Genomic DNA, 19,881 nt, shown 5'->3' with positions numbered 1-19,881 from the left:
GGTTCGCTGATTGTTGTTTGTCGGCTCAAGACACGCCGTTCTATAACCAGGAGAGGAAATATGACTGATTTAAAAATATTCGACCGGATGGAGTCTGAAGTAAGGGGCTACGTCCGGTCCTTCCCGGTCATTTTCAACAAAGCCCGAGGCTCGGTCTTGGAGGACGAGTCAGGCAGGCAATACATCGATTTTTTCAGTGGGGCCGGTACGCTCAACTACGGGCATAACAATCCCCATCTGAAAGAAAAGCTGATTGAATACCTGAACACCGACGGCTTGGTACACGGTTTGGACATGGCCACCAGCGCCAAGAAATACTTTCTTGAAACGGTGGACAAAGTTCTGCTCAAACCGCGCGGGTGGGACTACCGCTTGCAGTTTACGGGGCCTACCGGCACCAATGCCGTGGAGGCGGCGTTAAAACTGGCACGTCAGGTCAAGGGTCGCCAGAATGTGATTTCCTTTACGCACGGTTTCCACGGCGTCAGCACGGGTTCCCTGGCAGTGACGGCGAACTCCAAATTTCGTAGTGCAGCGGGTGTGGCCCTGGGCAATACCTCGTTCATGCCCTATGACGGGTACTTGGGCCCGGACGTCAACACGATGGCTTATCTGGAGCGCTTGCTGGAAGATCCCAGCAGTGGCCTGGACCATCCTGCCGCGGTCATCGTGGAAACCGTGCAAGGTGAAGGGGGCGTGAACGTGGCCACACAGCGTTGGCTGCGTGAGTTGCAACGTCTGTGCCGCGAGCACGACATGCTGCTGATTGTCGATGACATTCAAGTCGGTTGCGGTCGTACGGGCCGTTTCTTCAGCTTCGAGCAGGCCGGTATCAGCCCTGACATCATCACCTTGTCCAAATCCCTGTCCGGCTTTGGACTGCCCATGTCCCTGGTCCTGCTGCGTCCTGAACTGGACGTGTGGAAGCCCAGCGCCCATAACGGCACCTTCCGTGGCAATAACCTGGCTTTCGTGACCGCCGCTCAAGCGTTGGAAAGCTACTGGGCCAATGAAGACTTTGAAGTCGAGATCCAGGGCAAGGAGCGCCAAGTGCGCGACTGGCTGGAAAATCTGGTGCACAGCTATCCCGATCGTGGCTTGAGTGTGCGTGGTCGCGGCTTGATTCAGGGCCTGGTGACACCACCCGGTGCCGGTCTGGCCAATGAAATCGCCGCACAGGCTTTCAAGCAAGGTCTGGTGATTGAAACTTCGGGCGCCCACGACGAGGTTCTGAAGCTGCTGCCTGCCCTGACCATCAGCAATGAAGAGCTGAGCCAAGGTCTGGACATTATTGAACGCAGCGTGGCCCAGTGCCTGTCCAAGCGCGGCACACAGGCCAAGATTCTGAAGATTGGAGGAGCACGCTAATGTTGGTGAAGAACGTGCAAGATGTGATTGGAACCCGTGATGAGGTGCGCACAGACACCTGGGTCAGTCGCCGTGTTTTGCTCAAGAAAGACGGCATGGGTTTTTCCTTTCATGAAACCGTTATTTTTCCTGGCACCGAGACCCACATCCACTACCAGAATCACCTGGAAGCGGTGTGGTGCATCGAGGGCGATGGCGAAATCGAAACCGTTGCCGACGGCAAGAAATACGATTTGGGCCCAGGCGTGGTCTATGCCCTGGACCAGCACGATGAACACTATCTGCGCGGTGGCAAAGAGCCGCTGCGAGTGATCTGCGTGTTCAATCCGCCCCTGACCGGTCAGGAAGTTCACGATGAGAAAGGGGTCTACCCAGCCATCGTGGAAGACTGAAGACCTAAGGAGAGCATGATGACAGTGACCATGAGCGATCTGTACACCTCTCGTACAGAACGAACGGCGGCCATCGTCAGCCGCCAGGAGCCGGTGGTGTATCCGGATCCGGTAGGTAGCCAGCCTTTGAACAAGTCCCAGCTGCGGGAGTACGAGGACAACGGCTTTTTACTGCTGCCTGATTTGTTCAATGCGCAGGAAGTGCAAGCCTTGCTGGGCAATGTGGAAGCCATGAGCACCGACCCCGGCATCTTGTCGCGTGAAGAGGCCGTGGTGGAAAAGGGCAGTCAGGCCGTGCGCTCGATCTTTCGGGTGCATGAACTCAGCGAGCTGATTGCCCGCCTGGTGCGCGATCCGCGTGTGCTGGATGTGGCCCGCCAGATTCTGGGCTCGGATGTGTATGTTCATCAGTCCCGTGCCAACCTGAAACCGGGCTTTACCGGCAAGGAGTTTTACTGGCATTCGGACTTCGAGACCTGGCATATCGAAGATGGCATGCCGCAAATGCGCGCTTTAAGTTGCTCGGTGCTGCTGACAGACAATAATGTGTGCAATGGCCCCTTGATGCTGGTACCGGGTTCGCACCGTCAGTTCATCTCTTGCACGGGGCAGACACCGGACAACCATTACAAGGAATCCTTGCGCAAGCAGGAGTATGGCGTGCCCGATCCGATCAGCCTGCGTTTGCTGGTGGATCAGGGGGGGATAGAAGCCATTACCGCCAAGGCTGGTTCGGTGATCTTTTTTGACTGCAATACCTTGCATGGTTCGGCCAGCAATATCTCGCCTTGGCCACGAGCCAATGTGTTTACGGTCTATAACAGCGTGGAAAACTGCGTGGGTGATCCCAAGCAGGGGCTGACACCCCGTCCTGCGCATGTGGCGACTCGCGGGCAGTTCCCTGTCCTGACGCCATTGAACGGACCGCTGCTGGAGTCCTAAGCAAGAAGAAGGTCTGCGCCTTGGGTGCAGACCTGGCCGGATAAGACGCTCCCTGAAGCTATTTCAGGGGGCGTTTTTTGTGGGTTCAAGATCGTGAACAGGGGGGGGGGAGGCAAGCCACCGGGACCGGGCTTGGGCAGAGGTGGCTGGTCTTCCTCTTATTGACTGGCCTGGGTTCAGAAAGCCGTTAGAAGAGATATTCAGTAGCTATGACTAGGCTTGCACTGGAATCTTTGTGATGACAGTTGGTCAGGATTTGCCGGTTTTAATGCGCTCAATTAGCAACACCTTTTTATTTATACCCGGATAATATTGACTGATTAATATCATCCGGGTAAAAATAGGGGCTTCTTAATCGAAGCATTGGTTTTGCTATGAAAACGACTTACCCCAATACCTACACCAGCTTTATGGGTCACCGCCGTATCGCGTCCGGTCCCATGCTGGCCAATGTGCTGGCCGTGAAGAAAGTGCTGGAGAGCCGGGTTAACGATCCCGTGCTGATCTTTGACGATGTGACAGGCCGCTTTGTGGATGTGAATACTCAAGGGACAGACGAGGAACTGGCACAACGCTATGCGCCAGTGGATGCTCCTGAAGCTGAGGTTGAGCAGGCAGAAAAGGAGGCTCCACGCGGCCGTGGTCGCCCTAAGCTGGGCGTGGTTCCCCGCGAAGTAACCTTGTTGCCCCGCCATTGGGATTGGCTGGCGACTCAACCCGGTGGAGCATCGGTTGCGCTACGCAAACTGGTTGAAGAAGCTCGCCGTGCCAGTGCCGCAAAAGATCAGCGCCGTCAGGCGCAGGAGCGGGCCTATAACTTCATGACCGCAATTGGTGGTGATTTGCCTGGTTTTGAAGAAGCCATGCGAGCCTTGTTTGCGGATGAGCAGGAGCGCTTCAAAACCCTGCTGGCTGCTTGGCCGGAAGATGTGCGGGAGCATGCGATCAAGCTGGCGGAAACTCCGGCGACACCCTAGTCTTAATAAGACTTGGTGACAGAGATCATGAACACCAAGTCTTAACTACGTGTGTATCTGGAGCCGACGCAGGCATCCGGCTGTGCCTTTGTCATGCGTAACTTGCAGGGCAGAACCACGCTCAAGTGGCGGAGTGCGTAGGGGCTGCTAAGCCGCCTGAATGAAATTGCTCAAGAACGCCTGTGTCCGTGCTTCCTGCGGATTGCAGAACACTTGTTCGGGCGGGCCGGATTCCACGATCACGCCTTTATCAAAGAAGCAGACGCGGTCTGAGACTTCCTTGGCAAATTGCATTTCGTGGGTCACCAGCAGAATCGTCAGATCCTGTTCCTGACTCAGCTTTTGAATGACGCCCAGCACTTCGCCCACCAGCTCCGGGTCCAGGGCCGAGGTGGGCTCGTCAAATAGCAGAATGTTCGGTTCCATGGCCAGGGCCCGAGCAATCCCCACTCGCTGTTGCTGCCCGCCGGAGAGCTGGCTGGGGAATTTGTCCGCATGGTCGATCAGGCCCACCAGATCCAGATATTTGGTGGCCCGCTCGCGTGCCTGTTCTTTGGACAGGCCCAGCACATGGGTGGGCGCTTCAGTCACATTGCGCATTACCGTCATGTGCGGGAACAGGTTGAACTGCTGGAACACCATGCCCATTTCCTTGCGCATTTCGCGCAAATGGTTCTGGCTGGCAGGCACCAGCTTGTCATCGACCCGCTCGTGCCAGAGGGGCTTGCCCGCTACCGTGATGACGCCATCGTCTATGGTTTCCAGTGTCATCAGAATGCGCAGCACGGTGGATTTACCGGAACCGGAAGGGCCGATGATGGTGACTTTCTCACCCGGCTGCACCTGAAAGTTCAAGGAGTCCAGGACGGTGACATCACCAAATTTCTTGGTGACATTGTCAAATTGAATGATGGGGTTTGTGTCAGTCATCGCAGGGGGATTCCTTGCTTGGGCAAACGCTGGTCCAGCGCTCGTACCCCAGCCGAAGCCAGGAGGGTCAGCAGCAGATACAGGCCGCCCACCATGGACAGGGGAATGATGTAGTTAAAAGTACGGTCACCAATAATCTTGGCCACGTTCAGGACTTCCAGTACCGATACAACAGAGAGCACGGGCACGTCTTTCATGATGGACACCAGGTAGTTACCCATGGCCGGGATGATGCGTGGGATAGCCTGGGGCAGGGTGATGACTATAAAGGTGCGCAGCGGGGAAATATCCAGCGCGCGGGCCGCTTCGGTCTGGCCGTGGGTGACGGATTCCAGACCAGCTCTATAGACCTCCGACAGATAGGCGCTGTACTGCACACCCAGCGCCAGTGCGCCAGTCAGAAAGGCGGGCAGCACGATGCCGTAGTCCGGCAGCACGTAGTACAGGAAAAACAATTGCACCAGCAAAGGTGTGTCGCGCAGGAACTCGGTCAGCACATAGGCGGGCCAGGAAATCAGGCGCAGACGAACGCTTTTCAGGCCTGCCAGAATCAGCCCTAAAACGGCCGCAACACCAAAGCCCAGCACGGCGGCCTGGATGGTGACCCATAAGCCTTTAAGCAGGATAGGCAGGATAGACAGCGCAAATGCTCCGTTGCTGCTGGTGTCCCATTCAATACCAAACAGCATGTTCAGCTCCTTTGCGCGCGCCAGCGGCCGGTTGCGCGTTCCAGCAATTTCATCAGGACCGTCAGCACGAGTGCCATGCCAAAGTACATCAGCAAGAGCAGGGTGTAGATGGTGGTGCTGTCCTGGGTGAAGTTGCGTATTTGTTCAGCTCTGAAGCTCAAGTCTCCCAGGCTGATCAGGGAGACCAGAGCCGTATCTTTCAGGTTCTGTACAGCCAGATTCCCGAAGCTGGGCATCATTTCCGGGATGGCCTGGGGCAGGCTGATGCGCCACAGGGTTTGGCGCTCGGTAAAGTCCAGGGCCTTGGCCGCTTCCAGTTGGGAATGCGGCACGGCCTGGATGGCACCACGTACCACTTCGGCCCCGTAGGCGCCAATGTTCAGACCCAGGGCCAGGGTGCCCGCCACGACCGGGTCCAGACGCCAGTCCAGGCCCATGGACTCGCCCAGAATAGGCAGGGCAAAGTACAGCCAGAACAGTTGTACCAGTAAAGAGGTACCGCGAAAAACTTCAATAATGGTGACGGACAGCGAGCGCAGGGCCACCGAGTGGGAAAGCCTGCCTATGCCCAGGGCAAAGGAGGCGATGGCTCCCACGACGGTGGAATACAGGGTGAGCTGTATGGTGACCCAGGCCCCGTCCATCAGGGCGGAGCTGTAACTTAACCAATCCATATCAGGTTCCAGACAAGGGCAGGCGGTGCACGTTCGGTGCTCTGTCGGCTCTTGCAAGGGGCCGCGCAGGCCCGTGCGGCCGCCTTACCCGCAGGTGAAGGATCAGGCTTTACACAGCTGTTCCGTGGATTTCTCAAACGAGTGCGTGGCGTCTTCTTCGGTAAAGCCGTGCTTGCTCAGGATGGCTTTCCATTCATCGGTTTTCTTGAATTCGGCCAGTTCCTTGTTCACCGCGTTGCGCAGGTCCTCGGACTCCTTGGCAAAGGCAAAACCGCCCCAGCTACGAACCGGGTTGCCATCAATGATGGGGTCCTTGAACTCGGCGGCCAGCTCCACTTTGCCGCCCCCTTTGGAGGCCAGGTCGCTGGCGGTCTGGCCGGTTGCGGCATAGGCGTCGGCACGGCCTGTTGCCACGGTGGAGATGGCATCGGCATTGTTGGAAATGGTGATCATGCGATCATCGGGCACGCCCAGAGCCTGCATCATTTCCAGCTGATCGGCACCCGCCATGATGGCGATCTTGTGATCGGTCTTGGCGAAGTCTTCGTAGGAGTGAATGTTCTTGGGGTTGCCTTTGGCCACCAGCAGGCCTTCGCCGTAGGAGCTGTTGGGCTCGGAGAACAGCACGGTATTGCAACGTTGCGGCAGGATGGCCATTTCGGCGGCCACCATATCAAAGCGTTTGGCTTGCAGGCCGGGGATCAGGGAGCCGAAGTTGGCAGTTTCCCATTTGATCTCTTTGACACCCAGGCGCTCCATGATGGCCTGGGCCACTTCGGGGCCAGCGCCTTGGGCTTTGCCGGACATGTCCATGAATCCGTACGGAATTTCATTAGCAACGGCGACGCGAATCACGCCGCGCTCTTTGACTTGTTCTAGCGTGACCGCGTGGGCGCTGGAGGCGGCAGCCATGGTACCCAGCAGGGCAAAGGCCAACGCGCAGAGGGGCTTGGATTGTAATTTCATCATGAGTCCTTTTTTTGCCTATACCATTTCGTTATGAATGATTTGTTTTACGAAAGATTTGCAGGGAAATCATAGCGTATAAAATCATTCGTACTCAAATTAAATGCATAGAAGCTATCGAGCAAAGGGCCTGCTTAGCATTTCTATATAAGGAAAGTGATAGGGCTTAGGGAAAATGCGCGGTGTTTTGAGTACGCGTTTTCACTATGCTCCCAAGGATTAAAGAGCGCTTGTCCTCTCAAAAGCGCCTGGCTTATGCCTACCCCAGATTGATTCATGAATGAGTTTGGTGCGCCTGCGGGCGTGCCGACACCCTTTTGGAAAGTGCGCTTTGGCGCGCTTTCAAACCCTGCCGGTTCGGGAACGCACAGTACCAAGCGACTGTGCCGACCCTGCAAGAACGCCTGCCCCACGCGGTATGGCGCCTCTTGTACCGGCAGCTGGCGACTTCTTCAGATCAGAAGTGCTGCCAGAGGAAAAAGTTGGTGACAGGCTTACTTAATGCAAAATCGTGGAGGCTCTATGAGCAGAGAAGAGGGCGGTTTTATAAAACAGCATTTGATTTGGGTGCTGGTTGCAGTGCTGGGGGCCTTTGCCCTGGGAACGGTGGCACTAAGCCGGGGGGAGAGCATCAATGCTCTATGGATCGTAGTCGCCGCAGTCTGCGTCTATTTAATTGCCTATCGTTATTACAGTCGTTTCATTGCTCGTAAGGTCTTTGAGCTGGACGCCACCCGCATGACGCCTGCCTGGCGTCATAACGATGGTCTGGATTACGTACCGACCAATAAACACGTGCTCTTCGGGCACCATTTTGCCGCTATTGCAGGGGCAGGTCCTCTGGTCGGGCCGGTGCTGGCTGCGCAGATGGGCTATCTGCCCGGCATGCTCTGGATTCTGGCCGGTGTGGTGTTTGCGGGGGCGGTGCAGGACTTCACGGTTCTGTTCATCTCCATGCGCCGCGACGGGCGCTCGCTGGGGGATCTGATCAAGTCCGAGCTGGGCACGGTGCCCGGTGTGATTGCGCTGTTTGGCGCCTTCATGATCATGGTCATCATCCTGGCTGTGCTGGCGCTGATTGTGGTCAAGGCCCTGATCAACTCGCCATGGGGCACCTTTACGGTGGCGGCAACGATTCCGCTGGCCATTTTCATGGGGATTTATCTGCGCTTCCTGAGGCCGGGCCGTATTGGCGAGGTCTCGGTGATCGGGCTGATCTTCCTGCTGGCCGCCATTGTCTATGGCCAGGATGTGGCCGCGCACCCAACCTGGGGGCCATTCTTCACCCTGAATGGCGAAGAGCTGACCTGGGCGCTGATTATTTACGGCTTTATTGCCGCCGTGCTGCCCGTGTGGTTGCTGCTGGCTCCGCGTGATTATCTGTCCACCTTCCTGAAAATCGGCACCATTGTGGGTCTGGCTATCGGGATTGTGATCGTGGCACCCGAGCTGAAAATGCCGGCTACCACCAAGTTTATTGATGGCACTGGCCCAGTCTGGTCCGGCAGTTTGTTCCCCTTCCTGTTCATTACCATTGCTTGCGGTGCCGTGTCCGGTTTCCACGCTTTGATTTCCTCGGGCACCACGCCCAAGATGATCGAAAATGAAACCCAGGCGCGCTACATCGGTTACGGTGGCATGCTGATGGAATCCTTTGTGGCCATCATGGCGTTGGTCGCCGCTTGCGTGATCGAACCCGGTATTTACTACGCCATGAACAGCCCGGCAGCCTTGATTGGCACCACGCCTGAACAGGCTGCGCAAGTGGTGTCCAGCTGGGGCTTTCTGATTACCCCTGCTGACCTGACTGAAATGGCCAGCAACGTGGGTGAAAACAGCATTATTTCTCGTGCCGGTGGTGCTCCAACCCTGGCTGTGGGCATGGCCTTCATCCTGCACAACGTCATCGGCGGGCCTGCGATGATGAGCTTCTGGTATCACTTCGCCATTCTGTTTGAAGCCCTGTTCATTCTGACGGCAGTGGACGCTGGTACTCGTGCGGGTCGCTTCATGCTGCAAGACTTGATGGGCACCTTTGTGCCGGGCTTGCGGCGCACGGAGTCCCTGGTTGCCAACCTGATTGCCACTTCCTTGTGCGTGGCGGCGTGGGGCTACTTCCTGTATCAGGGTGTGGTCGATCCGCTGGGTGGTATCAACACCTTGTGGCCTTTGTTTGGTATCGCCAACCAGATGCTGGCAGCGGTGGCGCTGGTGCTGGGTACGGTGGTGCTCTTCAAGATGAAGAAAGACCGTTACGCATGGGTAACGGTCGTTCCCACTATCTGGCTGTTGATTTGCACGCTGTTTGCCGGCTTCCAGAAAATGTTCCACCCCGATCCCAAGATCGGCTTCTTGGCCCACGCCAAGGTGTATCAGAAAGGTCTGGCGGAACAAACCGTTATGGCACCGGCCAAATCCCTGGAGCAGATGCAGCAGGTTATTTTCAACGATTACGTGAACTCTACCTTGTGCGGTCTGTTCATCTTCGTGGTCTTGAGCATGGTGTTCTTTGGCATCCGTTGCGTGCTGAAAGCACGTCGCAGCACGGAGCCGCATTCTGCCGAAACTCCGTACGAGCCATTGCCGGCTCAAGCGGCAGCAGGAGTTTGATATGAAAGGATTATTGACGGGAGCCATCTCGCGCAGTGCCCAGGCAGGGCGGGGCACCGGGCGTTATCTGGCCACAACCTTGCGCCTGATGGTGGGCGTGCCTGACTACGAAACTTATCTGACGCATATGCGGGTCAATCACCCCGATCAGAAACCGATGGAGTACGCCGAGTTTTTCCGGGAACGACAGCAAGCCCGGTATGGCGGCAAAGGGCGTATAGCCTGCTGCTAAATTAGGCGGCTAAGGGCCAAAACCCAGTGTTCTGGCCCTTTTGCGTTTGTGCCGGGCAGCTTGTCATCAGGTTTGTATGCAGATGTAAAAATAAGACAAACAAGTCATCTAAACGATTTATCGTGGTTTTTCGCGATAACACGAAACAAAAGGGCCGATAAAAAACGCTAAACGAAATGATAATTTCGTTTAGTGGTATTTTTTAGGGCCTTGTTGGTATAAATATTTTGTTGTTCTGCGTTTTTGTGGATGAATCTTGCTGGTTTTGTTGGCGGCGCGTCAGGAACTGTGTTAGGATTTTTCCCATGACTTTCGCAACCCCCGTTTTCTTCTTTTATTTTTATGCTTTTCCGATGCCGCTGGTGGAGGAAAGGACGGGTTGCACCAAACACAAGTAAGACCTAAATCCTGAAATAAGCCGCCAGCATAGACCGGGCGGCTTTTTTTTCGTTTGCCCCCGGACCTGGCAAACCAACTGGAGTTCAATCGTGTCGCACAATACTGATGATTTACGGATTCGTGAAATTAAGGAGCTGTCTCCCCCATCCCATGTGATGCGCGAGTTCCCGTGTACCTCTGCTGTATCGACGACGGTTCACAAGGCACGCCGCAGCATTCACAAGATCCTTCACGAACGGGATGATCGTCTGGTGGTCGTGGTGGGCCCTTGTTCCATTCACGATACTGAAGCCGCAATGGACTACGCCCGCCGTCTGACGGTCGAGCGCAAGCGCTTTGCGCCCGAGCTGGAAATCGTGATGCGCGTGTACTTCGAAAAACCACGTACCACAGTGGGCTGGAAAGGGCTGATCAACGACCCCTTCATGGATGGCAGCTTCAACATCAATCAGGGTTTGCGTACCGCACGTGAATTGCTGCTGGCCGTCAACCAGCTGGATTTGCCTGCTGGCTGCGAGTTCCTGGACATGATTACTCCCCAGTACATTGCTGATCTGGTTTCCTGGGGCGCCATTGGTGCGCGTACGACTGAAAGCCAGGTTCACCGCGAGCTGTCCTCCGGATTGTCGTGTCCGGTGGGCTTCAAGAACGGCACAGACGGCAATATCCGCATTGCTCTGGACGCGATCAAGGCCGCTTCCCAGCCACACCATTTCCTGTCGGTCACCAAGGGTGGTCACTCCGCCATTGTGTCCACCGTGGGCAATAACGATTGCCACGTGATTCTGCGCGGCGGCAAGACGCCTAACTACGACGCTGAAAACGTCGAGGCAACCAGCCAGGCCATGATCAAGGCCGGTATGGTGCCGCGTGTGATGGTCGATGCCAGCCACGCCAACAGCAATAAAGACTACCGCCGTCAGCCAGAAGTGCTGGCCGATGTGGCTGGTCAGATCTCTGGTGGCGATATGCGTATTTGCGGCGTGATGATTGAAAGCCATCTGGTAGGCGGTCGTCAGGACGTGGTGGAAGGCAAGCCTTTGACCTACGGCCAAAGCATTACCGACGGTTGCATCGATTGGGATGACACCGTGGTGGTTCTGGAAAAACTGGCCGAAGCGGTGCGTCAGCGTCGTCAGGCGCGAGTCGCTCTTGAAGAGGGGGCACTTAGCCACTCATAATAGGGTTTTGCCTTTTTGGAATGCTCATGAATGCTCCCGGTCATGCCGACCTAGCGCGGCGCCCTTTACCTGAAGGTTTTGTAGAAGCCTTGCAGGCTCAGTTCCAAGAGCGTTGCTCGCTTTCTCACGCCGTGCGTGAACACCATGGACGGGATGAATCGCCGTATCCACCCATGCTGCCTGATGTGGTTGTTTTTGCTCGCAGCGCAGAAGAAGTAGCCTGGGTGGCACGTCATTGTCATGAGCACCATGTGCCCCTGATTCCTTACGGGGCTGGTTCCTCGCTGGAAGGGCATTTTCTGGCAATTCAAGGTGGCGTCAGCCTGGACTTGTCCGGCATGGACGAGATCGTGGCCATCAACGCCGAGGACTTCACCGCTACGGTGCAAGCTGGCGTGACGCGCATGGCCTTGAACGAGCATATCCGTGACACGGGTTTGTTCTTCCCCATCGACCCCGGTGCGGATGCCAGCTTGGGCGGTATGGCCGCTACCCGTGCGTCGGGTACCAATGCCGTGCGTTACGGCACCATGCGTGAAAACGTTCTGACGCTGAAGGTTGTGACCGCCGATGGTCGCATTATCAATACAGCCAACCGCGCCAAGAAATCCTCGGCCGGTTACGACCTGACCCGTCTGTTCATCGGTAGTGAAGGTACGCTGGGCATCATCACTGAAGTGACGGTACGTCTGTACCCTCAGCCCGAAGCTATTTCCGCCGCCATCTGTAATTTCCCCGATCTGCGCTCTGCCGTGCAAAGCGTGATCGAGGTCATTCAAATGGGTATCCCGATTGCGCGTGTCGAATTCATGGACACCGCCGCTGTACGTGCCACCAATGCCTACAGCAAGTTGAGCCTGAAAGAATCGCCTCTGTTGCTGTTTGAATTCCACGGCAGCCCCAGCGGTGTGCAGGAACAGGCTCAGGTGGTTCAGGAAATTACCCGTGAAAACGGCGGCATGGACTTTGAGTGGGCTGACAAGGCCGAGGATCGTTCCCGCCTGTGGACGGCCCGACACAATGCCTATTTTGCCGGTTTGCAACTGCGTCCCGGCTGTCGTTCCAGCACCACGGACGTTTGTGTGCCTATCTCCGCTTTGGCAGAGTGTGTGGCGGAAACCGCGGCCGATATGGATCAGGCCCCGTTCCCGTACACCATCGTGGGCCACGTGGGCGATGGTAACTTCCACGTCCTGATGCTGCTGGATGCCGATAGCCAGGAAGAGTGGGACGAGTCCGAGCGCCTGAACCATCGTCTGGTAGAGCGAGCCATTGCCATGCAGGGTACGTGTACTGGCGAGCACGGTGTGGGCTTGCACAAGATGGAGTTCATGCTGGCCGAGCACGGTCAGGATGCACTGGATGTGATGAGCAGCATCAAGCAGGCGCTGGATCCTCACAACATCATGAACCCCGGCAAGATGTTGCCCCCGCGTCCTCTGGACTGATCGCGCTTGAGTCACACTTGAGTCGCCCTGAAAGCCCGGACCGTGTGTTCGGGCTTTTTATTTGTGTCCTGGGCAGCACAGTTTTCCATAAACCCCAGCCGTGGGCAGTGTCTGCCTGTACATGCGTCAGGGCAGGCGTACAATGCCTTTTTTAGTTAGTCAGGTGCACGCGCCAGACCGCAGGTTTGCTTGCTGCGGCACCTCTCATCATCACTGCAATGACTATTTCCACCAAAAAAGGTCGCGTCGTTATCGGAATGTCCGGCGGCGTGGACTCCTCTGTCTCGGCCTGGCTGCTTAAAGAGCAAGGCTATGAAGTCGTGGGCCTGTTCATGAAGAACTGGGAAGACGACGATGACTCCGAATTCTGCTCCTCACGCCAGGATTGGCTGGATGCGGCCAGCGTGGCCGATCTGGTCGGGGTCGAGATCGAGGCGGTCAACTTCGCTGCGGAATACAAGGACCGCGTGTTTGCGGAGTTCTTGCGGGAATACTCGGCAGGCCGCACCCCGAATCCCGATGTTCTGTGCAATGCGGAAATCAAGTTCAAGGCCTTTCTGGACCATGCCATGACCTTGGGTGCCGACTGGATTGCCACCGGCCATTACGCCCGTGTGCGTGGCGTGCCTATGGCTGGGGGCGGCACAGACTATCAACTGCTGAAAGGTCTGGATGCGTCCAAGGACCAAAGCTATTTTCTGCATCGCCTGAACCAGGCGCAGCTGTCGCGCACCTTGTTCCCTTTGGGTGAGATCAACAAGCAGGAAGTGCGCCGTATTGCCGAGGAACTGAAGCTGCCCAATGCGGCTAAAAAGGATTCGACCGGCATTTGCTTTATTGGCGAGCGTCCTTTCCGCGAGTTCCTGAATCGCTATCTGCCCACTCAACCCGGTCCTATCAAGACACCGGAAGGGCAGGTGCTGGGTCAGCACGTGGGCCTGGCTTTCCACACCTATGGTCAGCGCAAGGGCTTGGGCATTGGGGGCGTCAAGGGCAAGCAGCGCGAAGACGGTACTGCCGACGCCTGGTATGCCGCCCGTAAGGATCTGGCCACGAACACGTTGTATGTGGTGCAAGGGCATGATCACCCCTGGTTGTTGCAGTCCGAATTGAAGGCCGAGCAGACCAGTTGGGTAGCAGGCCATCCGCCCGCGCTGGGCCCGATTCATGCCAAGACCCGCTATCGTCAGGCCGATGCGGCCTGCACGGTCCTGGCTGCCGAAGGTGACAGCCTGTCTCTGCATTTTGATCAGCCCCAATGGGCCGTAACACCGGGCCAATCCGTGGTCTTGTATGACGGTGACCGCTGCCTGGGCGGCGGCATTATTCAATAAGAGGCGGGTATGGATCCCATTCTTGTCATCAGTTTGCTGGTGCTGGGTGCCGGTATAGGTTTGGCTGCAGGGCTGCTGGGAATTGGCGGGGGCATGATTCTGGTGCCATTCCTGACCTTCCTGTTGCCGCTGTTTGGTGTGCCGCAGGAGCTGGCCGTGCATGCTTCCATTGCCACGGCCATGGCCACGATTCTGTTCACTTCCTTGTCCAGCGTGCGGGCTCACCATAAACATGGCGCCATTCGTTGGGATGTGGTCAAGGTGATGGTGCCCGGTTTGATCGTGGGCGGGCTGCTGTCGGGCGGTGCGATTTTTGCCATGATCAACAGCACGGCGCTGGCGATTGTGTTTGGTGTGTTCGTCTTGTACTCGGCCTCCAAAATGGCACGCAAGTCGACCCCGGTACAAGGCCGCTCCTTGCCTGCTCCCTTGTGGATTGCCGCCATGGGTGCCTTGATCGGTTTCATCTCCGGTTTGCTGGGTGCGGGTGGGGCCTTCTTGTCCGTTCCCTTCATGCTGCGCGGCAATGTGCCTGTGCGACAGGCTGTGGCTACCTCGGCTGCCCTGGGCTTTTTCATTGCCTTGGCCAATAGCGTGGGCTATATCTGGTCCGGTCAGGCGAGCCTGGGCGGTCATCCCGGCATGATTGGTTTTATTTACTGGCCTGCCTTGTTGATTGTCTCGGCCACCAGTATTTGTACCGCTCCCTTGGGCGCCAGTCTGGCCCACAAGATCGACCAGATGACGCTCAAGCGCATCTTCGCTGGCATGCTGACTGTGCTGGCAATCTACATGATTACGCAGGCCATCACACAGGCTTGATGTCTTCAGGCTGGGCTTTGCCAAAGGCAGAGTCCAGCCCATTCAATTCGGTTTCGTCGGCCGACTCAAACACTCCCCCTTTAGTCCATTTAATCGCTGTCCGTAGCGCGGCAATCGCCTGTTCGCTTTGGGGCAGGGTACTGCCGTAGGCATGGAACTCGTGCGTCATGTCCGGCCATACATCCAGCCGTATATTGGCTCCCTGCTTGTGCGCTTCGGCGGCAAAATCGCGAATCATGTCGACCAGAATTTCCTTGCCGCCCGCCTGAATGTAGATGGGGGCCAGATGGCGCAGATCCTGGGCAATGGGAGAGAGCTGCTCGTCACTCCAGAGGCCATTTCCTTTCAGCCATTGGCCGTATTGCAGGGTTTGATAACCCTGCACCATATCGTAGCGATCATAGCCAAACTGGCTGGCACCGCGTCGGCCTATATCTGTCCAGGGACTCAGTGCCAAGGCCAGGGCAGGTTGGGGCAGTCCGGCCTGGCGCAGACTGACCAGAGTCATCAATACCAGATGTCCGCCTGCCGAGTCGCCTGCCAGGACAATATCCTGGGCGGGGATGCCACGCTTGAGCAGATAGCGGTAGGCGTCTGACGCATCGTCCTGTTGGGCCGGGTGGGGATGTTCCGGGGTCAGGCGGTAGTCCACGGCGAAGATGGCGGTTTGCAGCTTGTGGGCCAGCAGGCGAATGAAGTGTCGCGACACGGCAGGGTAGAAAGCATAGCCGCCGCCATGAAAGTACAAGAGGGTTTTGGAGCTGTTCGGGCGGTCTGGAATAAACCAGTCGCCACGTGGTTCTTGGGGCGTACTGGCGTGGACCTGGACGGGCAAGTCCGGTTCTGCAATCGTGTACAAACTATCGAAGTAGGCGCGGCCTTCAGCCATGCTTGGCAAGCGGAAGGCGTGGTTGAACTGCTTGCGATAAAACAGGGTGGCAATTTCAAATGGCACAGACCAGCCGCGCACCAAGGGTTTGGCGATGGCGCGGCGGGCCAACACGTCCAGGGTGGTGGCCCAGAGGGCGAGGGTGCTGCGGCAGCGATGAGACCAGGATCCTTGCAAGATAGTTTTGGGCATAAGAGGGCGGGGCTGAAGTAGGATAAAAGGACTTTCAGTGTGGCCCGCCTTGACTGGGCCGGATAGAACGGAAACGACCTCTCATGTCTGCTTTGCCTTGTGCCCGTTTGCATCACCCCAGCCGACAAGCCGCGGCCATCATCCATCTGGGTGTGGAGCGTGATACCCGTGGTCTGGACCTGCTGCCGGAGCAGCGTTTGAATTTTTATCCGGCTTCGCCTCTGGTGGTTTTGTCGTGGGTTTTCCACGGTCAGCTGCACATGGTGCAGACGCCAGCGGAGGGTGGGACTTCGGTCCTGTCAGAGGCCCTTCCCAGTATGCTGTTCGCTGGGCCTTCGCGCACACCGTCCATTAGCTGGTCTCCGGGGCCTGTCCATGCGATTTCGATTGGACTCTACCCCGATGCCTTGAAGCGTGTGTTTGGAATAGAGGCCAGCGATTTTCTGGACCAGCTACTGCCTATGGATCAGGTCTTGTCCGCTGCCGGTTGTCAGGCACTTGGGCGGGTAGGGACTGAAGATGGTCCTTTATTTCAGCAGCTGGAGGCGGCAATCCATCGCTGTGCTCATGGCAGCCTGGCGATAGAAGGTGCTGCCACCTTGCATCATTGGCTGACGGCTTTGGGGATGAGGATGGCCGCAACACGCACGGGCACGGGCTTGCGCCAGATGCAAAGGCAATTCAAGCGTTGGGCCGGGCAGAGTCAGCGAGAGCTACAGCTGTATGTGCGGGCAGAACGTGCGTTTGCCCTGGTGCGGCAGCAGGAAAATCCGGTCTGGTCCGATGTGGCGCTGCAGGCCGGGTATAGCGACCAGTCTCATTTTGGCAGAGAGGTCAAACGCATTTCCGGCTTTTCACCGGCCCAGTTCGCCCAGCGCATGAAGTCCGATGAGGCCTTCTGGATGTACCGTTTGCTGGGCGAGTCCTGAGTCAGCAGACATAAAAAAACCCATTCAAAAGAATGGGCCCTGGCTTGCTAGCGCAACGCTCACTGCGTAGGCGGTAAGGTGCTGGCAAACGAGGGGCGCGCTTGGAGTTTTTCATCCAGGCGTTGCAGATTGCCGTACTGCGAGCGCCAGTCCAGTTCAGGAAAGCGCAGATCCAGATAACCCAGTGCGCAGCCTACGGCAATATCGGCCAGGCTGAAGCTGGTGCCCATGCAAAAGGACTGGTCACCCAAGGTGTTGTTCATGGATTGCAGGGCGGCGGTGATCTTGCTGTTTTGGCGGTCAATCCAGGCGGGCAGACGCAGCGCTTCGGGGCGGCGTTTTTCCACCACGATGGCAACGCAGGCATCGAGCAAGCCATCGGCAATGGCTTCCCAGCATTTGACTGCAGCGCGATCACGTCCGGCTTGGGGGATCAGGCGGCCGACGGGCGAGAGGGTATCCAGATACTCGACGATCACGCGGGAGTCAAACAAGTTTGCCTGATCATCCATAATCAGACAGGGGACTTTGCCCAGTGGATTGTGTTTCAGAATATCGCTGTCATCGGCCCACACATCCTCCAGAATCAGCTCGTAGTCGAGCTTTTTTTCCGCCATGACAACACGCACTTTGCGCGCGTATGGGCTGGTGAGGGAAGCTAGAAGTTTCATAAAAAGCTATCAAAAGTTGCAGGCTCAAAAAGTATAGCAGGAACCTATGGGCGAACGCCCCGCAGGTCGGGCCTGACCCTGTCGCTGGAAACAATGTTGAAAAACTGTGGTTTATTCGTCAAAGCCTCGAACAGCCGTCGCATTCTGCCCCCATGCTGAACACGCGGCATACGGGTGTCAGCCCGCAATGTTAGAATGCGGGCTGACTTTATTCCCCCTTCTTTTCTGTAGAACGATGCACATAGCCGATACCCTGAGCACTCTGAATGCCTTGTCGCCATTGGACGGGCGTTATGGCAGCCGTACCGCCCCCCTGCGTGGCCTGTTGTCCGAAGCCGCATTTATGTGGCATCGCGTAGAAGTCGAAGTGGCCTGGTTGATCGGCCTGTCCGACGCGGGTCTGCCTGAACTGCCTACTTTCTCTGCCGAAGCCCGCGAGGTGCTCAAGAGCCTGGTGCAGAACTTCTCGGAAGACGATGCCGCCCGCATCAAAGCCATCGAGCGCACCACCAACCACGACGTGAAAGCCGTGGAATACTGGTTGAAAGAAAAAGTGGCCGACCACGCCGAGCTGTCTGCAGCGGCTGAGTTCATCCACTTCTCCTGCACCTCTGAAGACATCAACAACACTTCGCACGCCTTGATGCTGACGCGTGCTCGCGAGCAGGTCATCCTGCCTCAGTTGCAGGAAGTGTGCGATGCCATCAAGGCTCAGGCCCGTCTGCATGCCGAGCAGCCTTTGCTCTCGCGCACCCACGGCCAGCCTGCCAGCCCCAGCACCATGGGCAAAGAGTTCGCCAACGTGGCCGCTCGCTTGCAAAACGCCATTACCGCCATCGCCGCTGTTCAGCCTCTGGCTAAATTGAACGGTGCAACCGGTAACTACAATGCGCACTTCTCGGCTTACCCCGAAATTGACTGGCCAGCGTTCAGCAAGAAAGTGCTGGGCGGTCTGGGCCTGACGCAAAACGTCTACACCATTCAGATCGAACCACACGACTGGATGGCTGCCCTGTTTGACGCGATTGCTCGCGCCAACACCATCCTGCTGGACTTCAACCGTGACGTTTGGGGCTACATCTCCCTGGGTTACTTCAAGCAGCGCCTGAAAGAAGGCGAGATCGGTTCGTCCACCATGCCGCACAAGGTCAACCCGATTGACTTTGAAAACTCGGAAGGTAATCTGGGCCTGGCCAACGCCATGCTGCGCCACCTGTCCGAAAAGCTGCCTATCTCCCGCTGGCAGCGTGACCTGACCGATTCGACCGTGCTGCGTAACCTGGGCGTGGCCCTGGGCTACAGCGTGGTGGCTTACGACGCCTGCCTGCGTGGTATCGGCAAGCTGGAGCTGAACGCCGCCGCCGTGGATGCGGACATCGACGCCTGCTGGGAAATCCTGGCCGAGCCGGTTCAAACCGTGATGCGTCGTTACGGTTTGCCTCAGCCTTACGAGCAGCTCAAAGCGCTGACACGTGGCCGTGGTATTACTCAGGAAGCCTTGCGCGAGTTTATTGGCGGTCTGGAACTGCCCGCAGACGCTAAAACCTATTTGCTTGAGCTAACTCCACGCAGTTATCTGGGTGTGGCGGTAAAGTTGGCCCAGGCCATCTAAATCCAAACGGCTGTGCTCTTGCACAAGGGCACAGCCAGATCGGGTTTTTTGAGCCAGTGCTTTATGAAGTGTTTTATGTTTCATCACACAGGAGTTCACATGAAAAAATTCGCGTTTCTGACTGCCGCTGCCGCCCTGTGCGCTGCGTTCGTCACGCCCGCTACCGCCCAGTTTGCCAAGCCAGAACAGGCCGTGAACTACCGTCAAGCCAGCATGTCGCTGATTGGTTCGCACTTTGGTCGTATGGCTCCCGTTGCCAAAAAAGAAGCACCGTATGATGCGGCTGCTATCGCTAAAAACGTAGAAGTGTTGACGGTTTTGGCGGCCTTGCCTTGGGGCGCATTTGGCGCTGGTACCGAAGGCGGCGAGACCAAAGCCGAAGCCTGGAGCGATGCTCAGGGTTTCAAACAAGCCACCGATGATTTCACCGCTGCTATCGACAAGCTGAAAGTGGCTTCCGATTCGGGTGACTTTGATGCCTTCCGCGTGGCTTTCGGTAACGTGGGCAAGTCCTGTAAGACCTGTCACGACGCTTACCGCAAAGAAAAATAAGCAACTGGTCTGCTTATAAAAAAAGCCCTCGAAAGAGGGCTTTTTCTTTTAGGCCTGTGCCTGTGTTTAAAG

General features: G+C 56.9%; 19 protein-coding genes. 13 read left to right on the top strand and 6 right to left on the bottom strand.

The window, feature by feature from the left end; all coding sequences use genetic code 11:
* Positions 1 to 60 precede the first annotated feature (60 nt).
* The 4 genes from ectB (at position 61) to DUD43_RS12695 (ending at position 3,679) form a co-directional block, all read left to right on the top strand.
* The gene (gene ectB, locus DUD43_RS12710; protein WP_153230577.1) at positions 61 to 1,368 is read left to right on the top strand and encodes a diaminobutyrate--2-oxoglutarate transaminase; all 1,308 of its coding nucleotides are present in this window, start codon (positions 61 to 63) and stop codon (positions 1,366 to 1,368) included.
* Positions 1,368 to 1,760 carry an ectoine synthase gene (locus DUD43_RS12705; RefSeq protein ID WP_009456191.1) on the top strand — a complete coding sequence of 131 codons (393 nt, stop codon included), beginning with the start codon at positions 1,368 to 1,370 and terminating at the stop codon, positions 1,758 to 1,760. The genes ectB and DUD43_RS12705 overlap by 1 nt, the downstream gene beginning before the upstream one ends.
* 18 nt (positions 1,761 to 1,778) lie before the next feature.
* The gene (gene thpD / locus DUD43_RS12700) at positions 1,779 to 2,702 is read left to right on the top strand and encodes an ectoine hydroxylase (RefSeq protein ID WP_045930185.1); all 924 of its coding nucleotides are present in this window, start codon (positions 1,779 to 1,781) and stop codon (positions 2,700 to 2,702) included.
* Positions 2,703 to 3,076: 374 nt separating this feature from the next.
* Complete coding sequence (locus DUD43_RS12695; RefSeq protein WP_153230576.1) at positions 3,077 to 3,679, top strand: DUF2239 family protein; 603 nt, start codon at positions 3,077 to 3,079, stop codon at positions 3,677 to 3,679.
* Positions 3,680 to 3,826: 147 nt separating this feature from the next.
* On the opposite strand, the gene ehuA is transcribed toward DUD43_RS12695, so the two are convergent.
* The 4 genes from ehuA to ehuB form a co-directional block, all read right to left on the bottom strand.
* Positions 3,827 to 4,609 carry an ectoine/hydroxyectoine ABC transporter ATP-binding protein EhuA gene (gene ehuA, locus DUD43_RS12690; protein ID WP_153230575.1) on the bottom strand — a complete coding sequence of 261 codons (783 nt, stop codon included), beginning with the start codon at positions 4,607 to 4,609 and terminating at the stop codon, positions 3,827 to 3,829.
* The gene (gene ehuD, locus DUD43_RS12685; protein WP_153230574.1) at positions 4,606 to 5,298 is read right to left on the bottom strand and encodes an ectoine/hydroxyectoine ABC transporter permease subunit EhuD; all 693 of its coding nucleotides are present in this window, start codon (positions 5,296 to 5,298) and stop codon (positions 4,606 to 4,608) included. Before ehuD ends, ehuA begins: the two co-directional genes overlap by 4 nt.
* A 2-nt stretch (positions 5,299 to 5,300) precedes the next feature.
* Positions 5,301 to 5,972, bottom strand: coding sequence for an ectoine/hydroxyectoine ABC transporter permease subunit EhuC (ehuC, locus tag DUD43_RS12680; protein ID WP_009456199.1), 672 nt, complete (start codon positions 5,970 to 5,972; stop codon positions 5,301 to 5,303).
* A gap of 102 nt (positions 5,973 to 6,074) precedes the next feature.
* A complete protein-coding gene (gene ehuB, locus DUD43_RS12675; RefSeq protein WP_153230573.1) occupies positions 6,075 to 6,941 on the bottom strand; it encodes an ectoine/hydroxyectoine ABC transporter substrate-binding protein EhuB in 867 nt (288 codons plus the stop codon).
* Between the two features lie 519 nt (positions 6,942 to 7,460).
* Here ehuB and DUD43_RS12670 point away from each other — a divergent pair.
* From DUD43_RS12670 to DUD43_RS12645, 6 genes are all read left to right on the top strand, one after another.
* Positions 7,461 to 9,548 carry a carbon starvation CstA family protein gene (locus DUD43_RS12670; RefSeq protein ID WP_153230572.1) on the top strand — a complete coding sequence of 696 codons (2,088 nt, stop codon included), beginning with the start codon at positions 7,461 to 7,463 and terminating at the stop codon, positions 9,546 to 9,548.
* Position 9,549: 1 nt separating this feature from the next.
* Complete coding sequence (locus DUD43_RS12665; protein WP_153230571.1) at positions 9,550 to 9,780, top strand: YbdD/YjiX family protein; 231 nt, start codon at positions 9,550 to 9,552, stop codon at positions 9,778 to 9,780.
* Positions 9,781 to 10,265: 485 nt separating this feature from the next.
* Entirely contained in the window at positions 10,266 to 11,360 is a 1,095-nt protein-coding gene (gene aroG / locus DUD43_RS12660; protein ID WP_269465265.1) for a 3-deoxy-7-phosphoheptulonate synthase AroG, read from the top strand.
* Between the two features lie 26 nt (positions 11,361 to 11,386).
* On the top strand, positions 11,387 to 12,808 hold the full coding sequence (locus tag DUD43_RS12655; protein ID WP_153230570.1) for an FAD-binding oxidoreductase: 1,422 nt from the start codon (positions 11,387 to 11,389) through the stop codon (positions 12,806 to 12,808).
* 218 nt (positions 12,809 to 13,026) lie between these two features.
* Entirely contained in the window at positions 13,027 to 14,142 is a 1,116-nt protein-coding gene (gene mnmA / locus DUD43_RS12650) for a tRNA 2-thiouridine(34) synthase MnmA (protein ID WP_153230569.1), read from the top strand.
* A 9-nt stretch (positions 14,143 to 14,151) separates the two neighbouring features.
* A complete protein-coding gene (locus DUD43_RS12645) occupies positions 14,152 to 14,964 on the top strand; it encodes a sulfite exporter TauE/SafE family protein (protein WP_153230568.1) in 813 nt (270 codons plus the stop codon).
* Here the strand turns inward: DUD43_RS12645 and DUD43_RS12640 are convergent.
* Positions 14,951 to 16,045 (bottom strand): alpha/beta hydrolase, encoded by a 1,095-nt coding sequence (locus DUD43_RS12640; RefSeq protein ID WP_153230567.1) that lies wholly within the window; start codon positions 16,043 to 16,045, stop codon positions 14,951 to 14,953. The two genes, DUD43_RS12645 and DUD43_RS12640, sit on opposite strands and share 14 nt — an antisense overlap.
* An 83-nt stretch (positions 16,046 to 16,128) precedes the next feature.
* On the opposite strand from DUD43_RS12640, the gene DUD43_RS12635 reads away from it, so the two are divergent.
* Positions 16,129 to 16,974 carry a helix-turn-helix domain-containing protein gene (locus tag DUD43_RS12635; RefSeq protein WP_153230566.1) on the top strand — a complete coding sequence of 282 codons (846 nt, stop codon included), beginning with the start codon at positions 16,129 to 16,131 and terminating at the stop codon, positions 16,972 to 16,974.
* A gap of 59 nt (positions 16,975 to 17,033) precedes the next feature.
* On the opposite strand, the gene DUD43_RS12630 is transcribed toward DUD43_RS12635, so the two are convergent.
* Positions 17,034 to 17,645 (bottom strand): glutathione S-transferase family protein, encoded by a 612-nt coding sequence (locus DUD43_RS12630; RefSeq protein WP_153230565.1) that lies wholly within the window; start codon positions 17,643 to 17,645, stop codon positions 17,034 to 17,036.
* A gap of 235 nt (positions 17,646 to 17,880) precedes the next feature.
* On the opposite strand from DUD43_RS12630, the gene purB reads away from it, so the two are divergent.
* Together purB and DUD43_RS12620 are read left to right on the top strand one after the other, a co-directional pair.
* Entirely contained in the window at positions 17,881 to 19,257 is a 1,377-nt protein-coding gene (purB, locus tag DUD43_RS12625; RefSeq protein ID WP_153230564.1) for an adenylosuccinate lyase, read from the top strand.
* A 99-nt stretch (positions 19,258 to 19,356) separates the two neighbouring features.
* Complete coding sequence (locus DUD43_RS12620; protein WP_083053307.1) at positions 19,357 to 19,809, top strand: c-type cytochrome; 453 nt, start codon at positions 19,357 to 19,359, stop codon at positions 19,807 to 19,809.
* Positions 19,810 to 19,881 lie beyond the last annotated feature (72 nt).

This window comes from Alcaligenes faecalis (genome assembly GCF_009497775.1).
Lineage (GTDB): Bacteria > Pseudomonadota > Gammaproteobacteria > Burkholderiales > Burkholderiaceae_B > Alcaligenes > Alcaligenes faecalis_D.
Note: the sequence above shows the minus strand (reverse complement) of the source record. Positions and strands in the feature narration are given on the sequence as shown.